We start from the raw sequence: 16,097 nt of genomic DNA, 5'->3' as shown, positions 1-16,097 counted from the left end.
ATGTCGTTTACTGATATTTATCAGATTTCCGGTTCAGCGATGACGGCGCAAACCATTCGCCTGAATACCGTCGCCAGTAACATGGCGAATGCAGAATCTCCTGCCAGCAGCGAGGCGCAGGCTTACAAAGCGAGAAGCCCCGTCTTTGCTGCTGTTTACAACAACAGCCTGATGGGAGGGCATAACCATCATGCTATTGATGGTGCCAGCGTTTAGGTGCAAGACGTGATGCAAAGCGGTGGGGCGGTGAAGCGCTATGAACCTCATCATCCGATGGCGGATAGAGATGGCTATGTCTGGTATCCGGATGTCAACGTGGTCGAACAAATGGCCGACATGATGTCTGCGTCACGAGATTTTGAAACCAACGTAGATGTACTGAATAACGTCAAAAGTATGCAGCAAAGTTTACTCAAACTGGGAGAAGTGTAATGAACACCCTGGCTCTGTATGCCCAATCTCAGGCTCTGGCTTCTTCTCAGGAGAAGACGGCGGTCGCAGAAAATAATGTGGCCACCGCGACGCAAAGCACAAATTTGGGGGACAGCAGTTCCTCTACAACTTCAGGAACAACGGATACCAGCGACACGACCAACACCCCAACAACGACAGTATCTACAGAAACCTCTGGGGTGGAAACTTTTCTGACGCTGTTCGTGGCGGAAATCGAAAACCAGGATCCTACCGATCCTACCGACCCAACGGCCTACATCGACCAGCTTTCTTCAATGGCGCAGGTCGCGATGATGGAGGAAATGAGTGTTCAGGCAAACACCAATGCCGTGCTGATGAGCAACATTCAGGTGATGGCACTGGGGAATCTGGTGGGTGACGACATTATGGTGCAAACCACCACGCTGGATATTGCCGATAACAGCAAAGAAATTCAGGGCCGCGTCACGCTGGATGACAGTTGTACGGACGTTGATCTGCATTTCACTGATGAAGCCGGTGATGACTACACCGTATCACTGATCCCGGAAGGGGAAACCTCCGTCGGGCCAGGACAGGTTGATTTCGATATAAACCCTGCTGATTACGGTATTCCGGCGGGGGATTACAACGTGTCAGTGGTGACTAATACCGGGGAAGAAGAAATACCCATTGAAGTTACCGGTGAGGTTGAAGACGTACGTATTCCGCTTGATGGCAGCACACCGGTTCTCAACGTGGACGGCGTTGGGGAAGTGCCTTTCACCATGATAACTCAGTTCGGCATACCCGATAGCACTGATGGCAGCGGCGGTACTGATGACACCACGCCACCCGATACTGACGGCGGCAGTGATAATTCTGACAGCGATAGCGTGATCTGATTTCGTTTAAATTACAGGAATAAACAATGAGTTATGAAATTGCAGCGACGGGGTTGAACGCCGTTAACGAACAGTTGGATGGGATCAGTAACAACATCGCTAACTCCGGTACGGTGGGTTACAAATCGATGACCACCCAGTTCTCTGCCATGTACGCCGGGACTCAGGCGATGGGTGTGAGCGTGGCGGGTTCAGCGCAAAGTATCTCCACCGGTGGATCCATGGTTTCTACCGGCAATGCGTTAGACCTCGCCATCAACGATGATGGCTTTTTCGTGATGTGCGACAGCGCCGGGAACATCTCCTATACCCGCGCCGGTTCCTTCGTGACCGATAAAAACGGTTATATCGTCAATGCGACAGGTGATTATCTGCAGGGCTATCCGGTTGATGACAGCGGCACGCTGCAAACCGGTACAGTAACCGACATCCAGATTAAGACCGGTAACATTCCTGCACAGGCCACGGACAGCATGACCTTCACGGCCAACTTTGATGCCAGCGATGAAATTATTGATCGTAAAGGTGATCCTACTGCGGAACCTCCAGTTGCTGGGGTCGCCTTTGACCCGAACAACAGTGATACCTATACCGACAGCTACACCACCACCGTGTATGACTCGTTGGGTAATGAGCACTCGGTCAGCCAGTATTTTACCAAGACGGCGGATAGCACCTGGGAAGTGAATTATACCTTCGATGGTGAAGCGCAGGGCTCCGCCCCGACGCAAACGCTGATCTTTGACCCGACAACTGGCAAGCTGACAGACCCTATCGCACCGGAAACTATCACGTTTAGTACTGGGGAAGCTGCAGACATTTCTATGACCATCGATTACTCAGACTGTACTCAATACGGCTCTGATTTTTCGGTAACGACTAACTCCGCAACCGGCTATGCCTCTGCAACACAGAACGGCGTACAGGTTGATGACGACGGTAAAGTTTACGCCACCTACAGCAACGGCGAACGCATGCTGCAAGGTCAGGTTGTGCTGGCGACGTTCCCGGACGAGAACGGTCTGGAAGCGGTGAGCGGTACCGCTTGGGTGCAAACGGGTGAATCCGGCACGCCGTTGATTGGCGTCCCTGGTTCTGGGACTTGCGGCACGCTGTCCTCCGGCATGCTTGAAAGTTCCAACGTGGATATCACCAACGAACTGGTCAATCTGATGACGGCCCAGCGTAATTACCAGGCAAACACGAAAGTGATCTCGACCAGTACGCAGCTGGATCAGGCTCTCTTCCAGGCGATGTAAGGCATGAATAAATGGATCGCTTGATATATACCGCACTGAGCGGGGCTACCCAGACGCTGCTGGAACAGCAAATTAGTGCCAATAACCTTGCTAATGTTAATACCAATGGTTTTCGTGCAGACATGGCGATGGCGAGTAATGACAAAGTGAAGGGCGGTGGATTTGATACACGTTATATGGCGAAGGAAAGTCCCAGCGGCGTGAATGACAGCACGGGCGTGGCGGAAAAAACTGAACGTCCGTTAGATGTTTCCATTCAAGGCACTGGTTACATCGCTGTACAGGATAAAGCCGGAAATGAGGTGTATACCCGCAACGGCAATATTCAGCAGGACGATCAGGGGCAACTGACGATCGACGGCAATATTGTCCTCGGCGATAACGGTCCCATCATTTTGCCGCCAAATTCGATTGCCTCTTTTGGTAGCGACGGCACGCTTTCAGTCACGCCAGATGATGGTGATGTAACCGCCACAATGGATATTGACCGTCTCAAACTGGTGGATATCCCGGTCGGAAATCTGGCGAAAAATGGCGAAGGTATGCTGGTAACCGCAGACGGCGTGCCAGCGCAGCGTGATGAAAACATCAAAGTGAGCGGCGGCTTTCTGGAAAGCAGTAACGTATCCGCAGTGAGCGAAATGATGTCTTCCATTGCGATGAACCGCCAGTTTGAAGCGCAAATCAAGATGATGAAAACCGCCGAAGATCTCAGCGACTCAGGTAACCGGCTGTTACGCGGCTCCTGAGTCGCTGTCTTTAATCAGGAATAAAGTTTTATGAACGCAGCGTTATGGATCAGTAAAACCGGCCTGTCAGCTCAGGATGCTGAGATGAGTGCGATTGCCAACAACATCGCAAACGTCAATACCACAGGCTTTAAGCGCGACCGCGTCATGTTCCAGGATCTGTTTTATCAGACCCAGGAAGCACCGGGTGCGATGCTCGATCAAAACAACATCATGCCGACGGGTATGCAGTTCGGTAGTGGTGTCCGTATTGTCGGAACACAGAAAACCTTCACTGAAGGGAATGTGGAAACGACCGACAATGCGATGAATGTCGCCATCATGGGACAGGGTTTCTGGCAGGTGCAAAAGGCCAACGGGGATATCGCCTATACCCGTGACGGCAACATGCAGATCAACGCTGACGGAGTGCTAACTAACGCCGAAGGCTTGCCCCTGCAACCGGAAATTGATGTGCCGTCCGGGGCGACTAACGTGGCATTTGGCGAAGATGGCACCGTCACGGCGATTCTTCCCGGCGACAGCGATCCAACCGAACTGGGGCAGCTGACGTTGGTGAATTTTGCCAATCCGGCCGGGCTTTCAGCCGAAGGTGACAACCTGTATGTGGAAACGGCAGCTAGCGGTCAACCGACGGAGGGTATCCCAGGAGAAGATGGTCTGGGAACGTTACAGGACAGCGCGCTGGAAGGTTCGAACGTAGATATCGTTAACGAAATGGTGGCGATGATTACCGTGCAACGCGCCTATGAGATGAACGCAAAAATGGTCTCTGCGGCAGACGATATGCTGCAGTTTATTAGTCAGACGCTGTAAAGCAAGAACGTGAAATGCCGGATAAGCCTGGCGCTATCCGGCAGAAATAGGCAGAACGTGAAAAATTATCTCTGGCTGATGGTGCTGCTCCCCCTGTTAAGTGGGTGCGAATCTCAGGCTATTCTGGTCAAAAAAAATGACGAATTCTTTGCGCCCCCCAAAACGGAGGCGCAACCAACGGCGGATGGCCGTGCGGGTGGTGTGTTTGAAACAGGCTACAAGTGGTCGCTGACGGCTGACCGACGCGCCTATCGGGTTGGGGACATTCTGACCGTTATGTTGGAAGAATCGACCCAGTCGAGCAAACAGGCGAAAACCAACTTTGGGAAGAACAATACCGTTGATATTGGCGCGCCGACTATTTTTGGTCATACCAAAGATAATCTGTCTGCCTCGGTCGACGCCAATCGTGATTTCAACGGTACGGCGACGTCGCAGCAGCAGAACAGTTTGCGCGGTGAAATTACGGTGTCGGTACACTCCGTTCAGCCGAACGGCATTCTGGAAATTCGCGGTGAAAAATGGCTCACCCTCAACCAGGGGGATGAGTACATTCGCCTGAGTGGCCTGGTGCGAGCTGATGATATTCAGAATGATAACTCGGTTTCATCACAACGAATTGCGGATGCGCGCATCTCCTATGCAGGACGCGGCGCGTTGAGCGACGCCAATGCGGCGGGTTGGCTGACGCGTCTGTTTAACCATCCACTGTTCCCGATCTAATGCAGGATTTTACTATGCAACACTTAAGCGGGCGCTGGATGAAGGCGTTAAACGGCTTCGTTATCGCCCTGAGCCTGATTCTGCCCGGTACGACGCAGGCACAATCTCTGGAGTCTCTGGTCAATGTTCAGGGCGTCAGGGAAAACCAACTCGTCGGTTATAGTCTGGTCGTTGGTCTGGACGGTACGGGTGATAAAAACCAGGTGAAGTTTACCAACCAGACTATTACTAACATGCTGCGTCAGTTTGGTGTGCAGTTGCCGAGTAAAATCGATCCAAAGGTGAAAAACGTCGCGGCGGTGGCAGTCAGTGCATCGTTACCACCCATGTACTCACGTGGGCAGACCATTGATGTCACGGTCTCTTCGATTGGCGATGCCAAAAGCCTGCGCGGCGGTACCTTGCTGTTAACCCAACTGCATGGCGCTGATGGTGAGGTTTATGCGCTGGCGCAGGGAAGCGTGGTGGTTGGCGGGATGAATGCGACCGGCGCCAGTGGTTCCAGCGTGACCGTGAATACGCCGACGGCCGGTCTGATACCGAATGGCGCGTCGGTGGAACGTGAAATCCCCAGCGATTTCCAGATGGGCGATACCATCACGCTCAATCTGAAACGTCCCTCCTTTAAAGACGCTAATAATATAGCGGGAGCGATCAATGCTGCGTTTGGCGGCATTGCTACAGCACAAAGCTCAACCAACGTCAGCGTTCGTGCACCGACCAGCCCAGGCGCACGCGTCGCCTTTATGTCGCAACTGGATGACGTGCAGGTGCAGGCTGAAAAAGTACGTGCTCGTGTGGTGTTTAACTCACGTACCGGCACGGTGGTGATGGGCGAAGGCATTGCGCTGCATGCGGCGGCCGTTTCTCATGGCAGCCTGACGGTATCTATCAATGAAAGCAGTAATGTTAGCCAGCCAAACGCTTTTGCGGGTGGTCGTACTGCAGTTACACCGCAGAGCAATATTTCGGTTAACCACGCGCGTCCGGGCATGATTAGCCTGCCGGAGTCCAGCAGCCTGAAAACGCTGGTTAATGCCCTCAATAGCTTGGGTGCGACGCCGGACGACATTATGTCTATTTTGCAGGCCCTGCATGAAGCCGGTGCGCTGGATGCTGACCTGGAGGTGATTTAATGTCTGATATCAAGGTGAGGCATAGCGGGGGCGTTGACGGTAGCGATGCGTTAATGGGACCCAAAATCAAAGATAACGATTTACAGAAAGCGGCTCAGCAGTTTGAGGCGATTTTCTTACGCAACATGATGAAAGAGATGCGTAAAACCAATGAGATCTTTGATTCCAAAGATAACCCGTTTAACAGCGATTCAGTACGGATGATGCAGGGTTTTTATGATGACCAGCTGTGCAACAGCCTGGCCCAGCATCACGGTATTGGGATTGCAGCCATGCTCGTTAAGCAACTTTCTCCGCATAACAAATGATGAACACCGGCGGCGACTTAAGAATTGAACCACTTTCGCCGCTCTTTAACGGCAAGGTTGTTAACGACAGACCGGATGATTACCCGGCAAGGACTCTTTGATGGATATGATTAATATTGGCTACAGCGGCGCATCTACGGCGCAGGTGGAGCTTAACGTTACCGCGCAGAATACCGCAAACGCCATGACGGATGGTTACACCAGACAGGTTGCTGTGACCAGTACTATTGGTGCCAGTTCGGGGTCGTCAAACAGTGCCGGGAATGGGGTACAAGTAGACAGCATTCGCCGTGTTTCAAACCAGTATCAGGTTAATCAAGTCTGGTATGCCGCCAGTGATTACGGTTATTACAATACCCAACAGGAGTATTTAACCCAGTTGGAAACTGTACTTAGCGATGATAACAGTAGCCTTAGCGGGGGCTTTGATAACTTTTTTTCCGCACTGAACGCGGCGACGACCAGCCCGGATGATTCTGCTTTGCGTGAGCAGGTGATCAGTGAATCAGGCGCGCTGGCGCTGCGCGTGGATAACACCCTGGATTACATCGATTCGCAAAGTAGTGAAATCGTTAGCCAGGAGCAGGCGATGGTTGCGCAGGTGAATACGCTTACCAGCGGTATTGCCAGCTACAACCAGCAGATCACTGAAGCGGAAGCCAACGGTGATAATGCGTCTGCGCTGTACGATGCCCGCGACCAAATGGTTGAGCAGCTCAGTGGCATCATGGATGTCCAGGTCAATATTGATGATGAGGGCAACTACGATGTTACGCTGCAAAACGGTCAGCCGTTGGTCAGCGGACAGGAGAGTTCCACCATTGAGCTGGATACCAACGCCGACGGCACACAGAGCATGTCGCTGACGTTCGCGGGGACAACATCGTCAATGGACACCGATACAGGTGGTTCTATGGGCGCGTTGTTTGATTACCAAAATGAGGTGCTGACACCGCTGACCGGCACCATTAATAGTATGGCAGAGCAATTTGCCGATGCGGTGAACACTCAACTGGCGCAGGGTTATGATCTGAACGGTAATCCCGGTGAACCGCTGTTTATTTATGATGAAAACTCATCAGATGGACCGCTGGAAGTTAACCCTGATATTACCGCCGATGAACTGGCTTTTTCCAGTTCACCTGACGAAAGCGGCAACAGCGATAACCTGCAGGCGCTGATCAACATCTCTACCGAACCGTTGGACATAGACGGTCTCGGCAGCGTAACCGTGGGCGAAGCCTGCTCGTCGATCATCAGTAACATTGGTATCTACAGCCAGCAAAACCAGACGGAAGCTGAAGCGGCGGCGAACGTCTACTCCGAAGCACAGAACCAGCAAAGTAGCGTCAGTGGCGTCAGTATGGACGAAGAAGCGGTAAACCTCATTACCTATCAGCAGATTTATGAGGCTAACCTGAAAGTCATCTCAACGGGCGCGGATATTTTCGATTCTGTGCTGGAAATGTGTAGCTAACCTGGAGGGCTATTATTTTGCGCGTATCTACCCAACAATCCTATGTGTCTATGACGCAGAGTTTTAACAACCTCTCCAGCGATCTGTCCCATGTCGTCACGCAGATGGCGACAGGGAAAAGTATTCTGTTACCGTCAGACGATCCGATCTCTGCAACGCGTATCACCCAGCTTAATCGCCAGCAATCGGCCCTTGACCAGTATCAAAGTAATATTGATTCCGCGTCGGCGGGCATGAGCCAGCAGGAATCAATTCTTGATGGTGTTAATAACGATCTGTTAGCGATTCGTGACGATCTGCTGGAAGCGGCAAACGGTACCAATACTGCCGAGTCGTTATCCAGCCTGGGGCAGGATATTCAGTCAATGACTGAAGCTATGGTGGCGGCGCTAAATTACCAGGACGAAGACGGCCACTATGTGTTTGGTGGGACGATCAACGATCAGCCGCCGATTGTCGCGGTTGATGATGATGGAGATGGCGTGACTGACAGCTATACCTATCAGGGAAATAGCGATCATCGCCAAACAACGGTATCTAACGGCGTTGAGGTCGACACTAACGTTGCGGTCAGCGATTTCTTCGGCGACAGCCTGGATGTATTGAACACCCTGACGTCGCTGTCGAAAGAGCTCCAGGACCCGTCGGTTGACCCTTCAGATCCGCAGGTGCAAAGTGACATTCAGAATGCCATCAATACGGTGGATGATTCGTCTGACGCGCTCAATGCCTCTATTGCCACCATCGGTGAAACACAGAATACGATGAGCATGCTAAGCGGTGCCCAGACGGATATCTCCACTTCTAACGATCAGCTCATTGGCCAATTAAGCGATCTGGATTACGGTCCCGCCTCCATTACCTTCACTGGTCTGGAAATGGCGATGGAAGCCACCTTAAAAACCTACTCGAAAGTGAGTGAGTTGAACCTTTTCAGTGTGATTTAACAGTAAGCAGCAGCCCAGGAATAGTATGCAGGTCGGTTTAAATACAACGTCACTCTCCGGTAGCGGAGCACTTAATCCTTCTGTGCAGCCCCATGCGGTTGCGCAGAATGCCCCTGTCCGTCAAAAGTTACCCGCCACGGCGAGTGATTACCCGGCCTCCCCACTCATTACAACCCGGCCTCAGCGTTACAGCGTTCAGCTCAACGACCAGCTCACCACGCTGCAACAGGCCGATCACTACCTGGGACAACTGGAGCAGCATTTACTGGATTACCGCCATGCTTCTCGTCGGGGCGGACAGGCGCAGCAGCAGAAGGGCGCTGAACTTTCCCAATGGCTGGAAAAGAGAGCGTCATTATCAGGTGGTGCAGTCGACAGGCAGTTACGCCCAATGCTACAGGGAGAGGCGAGAGTGACATTTCACTCGCCGGACCTGGCTCAGATGCTACAAAAAAGTGCGATGGGCTCGCGAATGTTTAGTGTTTCTGATGGTCGGCAGACTCAGCACTCGGCTGTTGTGGTAGATGAGAATTCTGAACCTGGCCAGTACCAGATGATAATGAGCCATGCACTGCGGCGTGTTGGCGTGCAGATCCATGAACAACAGGGGGCGCTGGCCTTCTCTACCACGGAAAAACAGTGGCCGCAGGTCGAGCAAACGTTGAGTATGCGTGATGTGGACGCGAAATCATCGGCGTTCACTGTGTTGAAGACATTTGCCGATCCTTGCCGAACGGACGAATTGCAGCAAAGCGTATTGCAGAGCAACTCCCGTTCGCAAGATGGGTTACAACAGGCGCTGGATTTTATTGGCGACCAGCGTGCTCAAATGGCCGCCCAGCAGGAAAAGGCCCGACAGTTGATTGACGGTATGGCGCGTTTTCCGCAGGCGGAAAGTGCGGTAAAAGCATCAGAGTCACTCGGTGGGGTATTAAATCACGCTAACCATAATTATCAGGTGTTAGCGCAAGCGGTTAATGGCCAGGCCCGACTGTCCAGTCAGACCGTTCGCAGTTTATTACGTTAATTGGTCTGACAGGGTTTTGTTGAGAATAAAAATGTAGAGGGGTCTGTGACTAACAGACCTCCAACATCCTGAGTAAAAAGCAAATTCTGTTTTGCATTTAAATGAATCCACCAGGTGTGCAAATTATGCTCAGTCACAAAGGTACCAAAGTTTGATAAGCGAGGGTCATTTTGAGCAGCTTTTGCCGCACTAAAATGAAACTCACCCTGTTTAGATGAACCCGTATAACGATTAATACACGCTGAAATCTTAAAAATTGAAGCCGCTTTGTTATTTTGCTCAAGAGGAACAAGAGTAACTGTGGTGTTTTGATTTCGTGGGCTGACCAACAGTTCATAGTGGACATTTTTACCCGTGGTAAGGTTGTAGCTAGAAATCACCGTGTTTTCAATATGGGCGTGCGCCACGAAACTGGAAAATAACGTCAAGACAGACAGTGCGGAGAAAAAATAACTATTTGCATTTTGGTATTTCATTTAACATTTTCTCCACTTCTTTAATTAAAATTCCATTCATCTCATTATCTTTATTTAGCCAGTCGTCGAAACTCAGGGCCAACTGCCACTGGTCATTACATTGATTGCTTAATACCATATCCAGCGAAAATTTGTTCAGTGAGACCCTGTAATACATCGTCATTGTGGCATCGTACGTCTGCAACAGTTGATTAACTTGCTGTACTCCGGGAAGGATATGTTGTGAGATTGGCGATGATTTTTTATTATTTTCACCGGCATCGTAAAGATGGAAAACCGTAATGCGATTGGCGTTTTCAAGACTCTCTTTTACTAATTGAGGGGTTTCTTCCGTTTTGGTCATGGAAGGTACTTTGAAATAAAAGATCATAGCCAGCAGAAAGAGAGTAGTCACGACAACCGACAGCGTAATCAAAGCGGCCCGGTAAGTATGCTGTTTGCTACCCACTACCTTGTTGTTTTTTTCTTCAATCATTCCAGTAATGGACTGATTTTGTATGTTTTTATCGTTTGTTTTATTAATGCTGATTATGTCGTCAGTCGCTTCATCTTCTGGATTAACTAGCGCTTCATCATGGCTGGGGATTTCGACCACATTAATATTAAGGTCAATGATTTCGGTTAGGTAATTTTTATTAAACAAATACCCTTTTTTAGGGATCGTTTTGATAATTTCTTGCTGCTTGCCATCATCATCGATAGCGACGCGTAACGCATGAATGGCTGTTGGGAGGCTATTTCCACCAACGATGCGATTCTTCCAAACCTCAGTCATTAAAAATGAACGTGATAAAACAGTATCGGCATTTTTAGCTAATGTTTCTAACAGAATAAAATGGTATTCGCCCAAACGACGCGTTTCACCTGTCTCACAATGGATTAATGCATTAAGCGAAGAATCCATCCGCCAGTGGTTGACTACAATACTCATAGTGTTATCTGCCCGTGAAAGATCTTTAATATCCCTTGCGTCATACTGTTAAAAATCAAAGTATTAGAATTATGAAAAACGGAGATGTCTTTCTGGCTGTTCGGATAAAAATGCCAGCATCATTGGTGTTGGTTTTTTTTTGAGCGGTCCTAAATTGGACTAGAAATGTAACGAAAGAGCCTGAAACGCACAATACAAAAGTTGGTCGTATTTGCAACTAAATGTAAATCAATGGCCTGTAAGTTTGGGTTTATTAAAACACTGGTGAGTTTAATCTCATTTTTTTCATGATGTTAGCTATTTTGATTTGTAGTTAATTTATCTTTGATTAGGTATTTCTAATAATTTTTTAATTAATGTTGATTGCGTTCTTCCTGTAGTAATGGGTTGATGTATAAGGAATGGCATGAAAAGCTAAATTTCAATGGAGCAGGTTCTTCATCAAGCCAGATGAACAGATGTTGATACCGAGAAAAAAATTTTTACCGTGCTTTAAGTTTTGCAGATGGTTGGTCGTTTTTACAGAGTATCGAAACGAAAACGATTTTTACCAAGGAGCTGTACCATGTTATCGATTAATACTAATACCGCCTCAATGGCATCGGTGAATGCCATTAATAAAAGCAGCGCATCTCTGTCTACCTCTATGGAACGTCTGGCGACAGGTAACCGCATTAACTCTTCTGCAGATGATGCCGCGGGCAAACAGATTGCTAATCGCCTGACTGCGCAGTCCAGCGGTATGGGCGTTGCGTTGAGCAACATTCAGGACGCAACTGCAATGCTGCAGACTGCAGACAGCATGTTTGATGAAATGACCGACGTACTGGGCCGCATGAAAGACCTGTCTACCCAGGCAGCGAACGGAACGTATAGCGACGAAGATCTGCAGTCAATGCAGGATGAGTATGACGAACTGGGTCAGCAGATGTCTGACATGCTGCAGAACACCACCTACGGCGGCACCAATCTGTTCGGTGTTTCTAGTACCAGCAATACAAAAACTGACGGTCTGTTCCAGCATTCTGTTACCTTCCAGGTCGGGGCTGAAGAGTCCGACACCATGACAGTGAATATTTCTAGCCAACTGGATACATTGACTGTTCATCTGTCAGGTATCAGTACGTCCTTCCGGGCAGACCAGGCTGATACTAGCGGAACTGCGGGTGTTTCAGGCGGTACCGAACTGACTGTGTCAGGTTCAGCAAACAAAATGATCTCAAGCATTTCAACTGCAATGGATGACGTGTCTAAGATCCAGTCCAAACTGGGTGCATCTATCAACCGTCTGAATGATACCGCAGCTAACCTGACCAGCATGCAGGACAACACTGAAGTGGCGATCGGTAACATTATGGATACCGACTACGCGACGGAAGCGTCCAACATGACCCAGCAACAGGTGCTGATGCAAACCGGTATCACCATGCTGAAGCAGTCCAACAGCATGTCCAGCATGGTTTCCAGCCTGCTGCAGTAATTCAGTTTAGTGGTGAAATGACGCCATTCACAACACCGCCGACTGGCGGTGTTGTGCTTTCAGCCCCAGAGAATACGTCTGAAAACCTTCCAGAAAAAGGGAAGGGTGGCTTCCGTTACCCTAATAATCCATTGAATTTAATTAATAAAAATTTTGGCATGTATTTTGCTAATACATAAATAACATTACACGGGGTCATCAATCATGAGCTTTACGAGTCCGATCCAAAAATTAGCACAACAATTTGCCTACGCGGATATTGCCACGCAGGCGGCTAACCTGCAGAACGAGCAGGCAGACCTGGACGCAGAGAGCGCTGGACTGGACTCGTTAAGTACGGCTCTTACGGATTTTCAGTCAGCTATTGATGCCCTGAACAGTGACACCGATGGCCCGCTGACGTTTTCAGCTACGTCGAACAATGAGTCGAATACAGTATCGGCAAACTCGCAGGCACAGCCGGGGACCTACTCATTTTACGTCACAAAACTGGCCCAGGCACAGCAGACAACGTTCAGTATGAGCGATGACCAGTTCAGCGCATCCGGTACGTTTGAACTCTCTATGGATGATGGCACGACCATGGATATCGATCTGGCAGCAGCCGATCAGGATGGTGACAACTTTATTGATTCCAGCGAGTTGGTCGATGCGATTAATGATTCTGACGACAACCCCGGTGTCTCGGCGGCGCTGGTCAAAACGGGTGATACGACCACCATTATGCTGACTTCTGATACGACGGGAGAGCAAAGTGGATTTTCAGTCAGCGTAACGGGAAATGATACATTTTCTGATGCGATTGCTACCAGTAAGAATAATGTTACGGAAGCGCAGGACGCGGAGATTCATCTGGGAAACCAGAGTGGTCCTGAAATTACCAGTAGCACCAATACCTTCGATGATGTTATCCCCGGCGTGACGATGACTTTTTCTGAGGTCAGCGATCCTGATGATCCTAATGATGTGACGACTTTTACTGTGGCGGAAGACTCCAGCGGATCGCAGGCCAAAGTCCAGACCTTTGTCGATGCTTATAACACGCTAGTGGACACCATCGATTCCCTGACCAGTTATGGTGATGACGATACGGCGGCTGGGGTTTTTGCCGGTGATGCGGGTATGAATTCGCTGGCAAATCAGATGGATGATATTGCTCACGCTTCTTACGGTGGCGTATCGATTGTCGATTATGGCATCACGCTGGATTCCGATGGGCACTTACAGATTGACTCCACTCAGTTCAGCGAAGAAATGGACGAAAATCCGGACGGGCTGACTTCAATATTTGTCGGTGATGACAGTATGGTCGCGCAGATGGATGACCTGATGGAAAGCTATCTGGATTCCAGTAACGGCATCATTGCTATGCGCCAGGAAAACATTGATGACCAGCAGAGCAAAATTCAGGACGAAGGCGATCAGCTGACTAACACCTATAACACCAACTATGAGCGCTATGTGGAAGAGTACACCAATACGCTGGTGGAAACGTACACCATGAAGGTCAGTATGGCTGCATTCATGTAATTGGCTGATTTAGCAGAAGGATTAGAAATTAAATGTACGACACGCAGGATGGTTATTCGCAATATAAAGAGATGGATCTTGCTGCCCGTACGGCGGCGGCATCACCTCTTGAGCTGGTGCTGGTGCTGTTTTCGGGGCTGATGGACGAACTGGAACGCGCCAAAAGTCATATTGAGAACAAACGGTATGAGCGTAAAGCGCAGAGTATTAATAAATGCATCGATATTCTCAATGCTTTAACCAGCTCGCTGGAGTTTGAAACCGGCGGTGATCTGGTCGTCAATCTGTCCCGACTGTATGACCACTGTGTCTACCGTCTGTATGAAGCCAGCGGTGAAATGTCGTTAGAAAAAATTGATGAAGTGATCCTCATCCTGACGAATCTACGCACAGGCTGGGAAGGTTTATCGGCCAAGCTGGGATAAGTCGATGGAAAGAGAACGTCAGCAACAGCAGCTTTATGCCTTGGTAGAGGCAATGAACGACGCCCTGGATCAAAAACGGTGGCGTCGATTACCCGGTCTGCATCAGCAGGTCATGCGTGACTTTCATGCCTATGCTGCCTGGGAAACAGACGCTGCAGCGCTGCATAAAGTGAAAAGCAAACTGCTTATGGCGTTTGAGGCGTTGATTGAACGGCGAACGCAGCGTGCAGAAGAACTCAAAGCGCGCATGGATAAACATCAGCAAAACCAGGAAGGAATGTTGGCGTACTCAATGGTTAATTTAATATCGGAGAAGGCATGAATCCTGTATTACTGGCTTCGGCCAGTGCGTTGGCAGAGGCCACGCCGGGAAAAGCGACTATTTCGCCACCGGCAACCACGACGGGCGGTAGCACTTTTTCATTACCACAGGCAGGGCTTAACGCTGTGGCTGAGCGTCTGCTCGGTGTAAAAACTCAGCATCAGCAAGCCTCAATAGCCAAACGCCAAAGCGATGACGCTGATCCTGCCGCAATGCAGGCGTTACTGGCGATGCTGCTGGCACAACCTGCTCAGTCAGCTGTACCTGCGGGCTCACAAAAACAGCCTGATGGTGAAATGCTGAAAATGCTGGCGCAGGTGCAATCCGGTAATACGGGTTCTCCGATCCTCCATCAGTTAGTGAGTTCGATGTCGCAGCAAGGAAAAGCTGACGCTGTGCCTTCGCCCTCTACTTCTGATTTAGCCTCACTGCCGCCTAAAATACAGGCGTTACTGGCCTCACTAACCGAGGACATGCCGCAGGCAACCCCGGACCAGCAGGCCAAACTGGCGACATTTTCCGCCCAGGATTTACGGGCTATTTCTCCGGAGAAACCTGCTCTGTCGACCATGCAGCAAATTTCTGCCCGCGTGAAAACAGAGGAAAACGGATTTCCTCGCTCACTGGCGGTGAAAAAAAGTGACGGCATTACCGTCAATCAGCCTGTATCCGCGCAGAATTTGCTCAATTCGGCCGTACAGGGCAATCAGCCTGCGAATGCTGTAGCTGACCGTAGCGTCATGTCGGCGCAAGCATCGACGCCGATGGAAATGTCGACGGATGAACTGGGCGAAAAACTCACCGCCCTCTTGAAGGACCGGATCCAGTTCCAGTTAGGTCAACAACAGCAAATTTCTACTATTCGTCTTGACCCTCCATCGCTTGGCAAACTGGAAATTGCCGTGCAGCTGGATGCGGGAAAACTCATGGTGCATATCGGTGCCAATCAAAGCGATGTCTGCCGCTCGTTACAGCAATTTAGCGAGAATTTACGCCAACATCTGACGGCGCAGAACTTCATGGAAGTGAATGTTCAGGTCTCTTCCGAGGGGCAATCGCAGCAACAACATAACCAGCAGCAATCTGGCCATCAACAGGACGAGGTGACGTCAGCATTAATGCTCAATGATGAACCTCAATTTCAACGGAATGAATCCGTTCTGATCAAAGTGTAA

The 16,097-nt window shown here is 49.9% G+C and carries 17 protein-coding genes and 1 pseudogene; 16 read left to right on the top strand and 2 right to left on the bottom strand.

Annotated elements, in window-relative coordinates:
- The 11 genes and pseudogenes from flgC (at window position 1) to IMQ48_RS00935 (ending at window position 9,758) form a co-directional block, all read left to right on the top strand.
- A pseudogene (gene flgC, locus IMQ48_RS00985) lies at window positions 1-432 on the top strand (flagellar basal body rod protein FlgC).
- Entirely contained in the window at window positions 432-1,316 is an 885-nt protein-coding gene (locus tag IMQ48_RS00980) for a flagellar hook capping FlgD N-terminal domain-containing protein (protein ID WP_196207532.1), read from the top strand. Before flgC ends, IMQ48_RS00980 begins: the two are co-directional and overlap by 1 nt.
- A 26-nt stretch (window positions 1,317-1,342) precedes the next feature.
- Window positions 1,343-2,575, top strand: a complete 1,233-nt coding sequence (flgE, locus tag IMQ48_RS00975; RefSeq protein WP_196207531.1) for a flagellar hook protein FlgE — start codon at window positions 1,343-1,345, stop codon at window positions 2,573-2,575.
- Between the two features lie 11 nt (window positions 2,576-2,586).
- The gene (locus IMQ48_RS00970) at window positions 2,587-3,324 is read left to right on the top strand and encodes a flagellar basal body rod protein FlgF (protein WP_196207530.1); all 738 of its coding nucleotides are present in this window, start codon (window positions 2,587-2,589) and stop codon (window positions 3,322-3,324) included.
- Window positions 3,325-3,354: 30 nt separating this feature from the next.
- Entirely contained in the window at window positions 3,355-4,140 is a 786-nt protein-coding gene (flgG, locus tag IMQ48_RS00965) for a flagellar basal-body rod protein FlgG (protein ID WP_196207529.1), read from the top strand.
- Window positions 4,141-4,197: 57 nt separating this feature from the next.
- Window positions 4,198-4,863: a flagellar basal body L-ring protein FlgH gene (flgH, locus tag IMQ48_RS00960; RefSeq protein ID WP_196207528.1), complete on the top strand. Its 666-nt coding sequence runs from the start codon at window positions 4,198-4,200 to the stop codon at window positions 4,861-4,863.
- Window positions 4,864-4,877: 14 nt separating this feature from the next.
- Window positions 4,878-5,999, top strand: coding sequence for a flagellar basal body P-ring protein FlgI (locus IMQ48_RS00955; protein WP_304520290.1), 1,122 nt, complete (start codon window positions 4,878-4,880; stop codon window positions 5,997-5,999).
- Window positions 5,999-6,307, top strand: coding sequence for a rod-binding protein (locus tag IMQ48_RS00950; RefSeq protein WP_230326238.1), 309 nt, complete (start codon window positions 5,999-6,001; stop codon window positions 6,305-6,307). The genes IMQ48_RS00955 and IMQ48_RS00950 overlap by 1 nt, the downstream gene beginning before the upstream one ends.
- A gap of 100 nt (window positions 6,308-6,407) precedes the next feature.
- Entirely contained in the window at window positions 6,408-7,784 is a 1,377-nt protein-coding gene (gene flgK / locus IMQ48_RS00945; protein ID WP_196207527.1) for a flagellar hook-associated protein FlgK, read from the top strand.
- A 17-nt stretch (window positions 7,785-7,801) separates the two neighbouring features.
- Window positions 7,802-8,731, top strand: coding sequence for a flagellar hook-associated protein FlgL (gene flgL / locus IMQ48_RS00940; RefSeq protein ID WP_196207526.1), 930 nt, complete (start codon window positions 7,802-7,804; stop codon window positions 8,729-8,731).
- A 25-nt stretch (window positions 8,732-8,756) separates the two neighbouring features.
- Window positions 8,757-9,758 (top strand): flagellar hook-associated protein, encoded by a 1,002-nt coding sequence (locus IMQ48_RS00935; RefSeq protein ID WP_196207525.1) that lies wholly within the window; start codon window positions 8,757-8,759, stop codon window positions 9,756-9,758.
- Here IMQ48_RS00935 and IMQ48_RS00930 read toward each other — a convergent pair.
- Window positions 9,755-10,234, bottom strand: coding sequence for a hypothetical protein (locus IMQ48_RS00930; protein WP_196207524.1), 480 nt, complete (start codon window positions 10,232-10,234; stop codon window positions 9,755-9,757). The genes IMQ48_RS00935 and IMQ48_RS00930 overlap by 4 nt on opposite strands.
- Window positions 10,212-11,165 (bottom strand): transcriptional regulator, encoded by a 954-nt coding sequence (locus IMQ48_RS00925; protein ID WP_196207523.1) that lies wholly within the window; start codon window positions 11,163-11,165, stop codon window positions 10,212-10,214. The genes IMQ48_RS00930 and IMQ48_RS00925 overlap by 23 nt, the downstream gene beginning before the upstream one ends.
- A 565-nt stretch (window positions 11,166-11,730) precedes the next feature.
- On the opposite strand from IMQ48_RS00925, the gene lafA reads away from it, so the two are divergent.
- The 5 genes from lafA (at window position 11,731) to IMQ48_RS00900 (ending at window position 16,097) form a co-directional block, all read left to right on the top strand.
- The gene (gene lafA / locus IMQ48_RS00920) at window positions 11,731-12,645 is read left to right on the top strand and encodes a lateral flagellin LafA (RefSeq protein ID WP_196207522.1); all 915 of its coding nucleotides are present in this window, start codon (window positions 11,731-11,733) and stop codon (window positions 12,643-12,645) included.
- A 204-nt stretch (window positions 12,646-12,849) separates the two neighbouring features.
- Window positions 12,850-14,175 (top strand): flagellar filament capping protein FliD, encoded by a 1,326-nt coding sequence (gene fliD / locus IMQ48_RS00915; RefSeq protein ID WP_196207521.1) that lies wholly within the window; start codon window positions 12,850-12,852, stop codon window positions 14,173-14,175.
- A 32-nt stretch (window positions 14,176-14,207) separates the two neighbouring features.
- Complete coding sequence (gene fliS, locus IMQ48_RS00910; protein WP_196207520.1) at window positions 14,208-14,600, top strand: flagellar export chaperone FliS; 393 nt, start codon at window positions 14,208-14,210, stop codon at window positions 14,598-14,600.
- Between the two features lie 4 nt (window positions 14,601-14,604).
- Complete coding sequence (locus IMQ48_RS00905; protein ID WP_196207519.1) at window positions 14,605-14,922, top strand: flagellar protein FliT; 318 nt, start codon at window positions 14,605-14,607, stop codon at window positions 14,920-14,922.
- Window positions 14,919-16,097: a flagellar hook-length control protein FliK gene (locus IMQ48_RS00900; RefSeq protein WP_196207518.1), complete on the top strand. Its 1,179-nt coding sequence runs from the start codon at window positions 14,919-14,921 to the stop codon at window positions 16,095-16,097. The genes IMQ48_RS00905 and IMQ48_RS00900 overlap by 4 nt, the downstream gene beginning before the upstream one ends.

The sequence above is a fragment of the Citrobacter sp. Res13-Sevr-PEB04-36 genome (genome assembly GCF_015672735.1).
GTDB lineage: Bacteria > Pseudomonadota > Gammaproteobacteria > Enterobacterales > Enterobacteriaceae > Citrobacter.
This window is presented reverse-complemented; position numbering and strand designations above follow the sequence as displayed.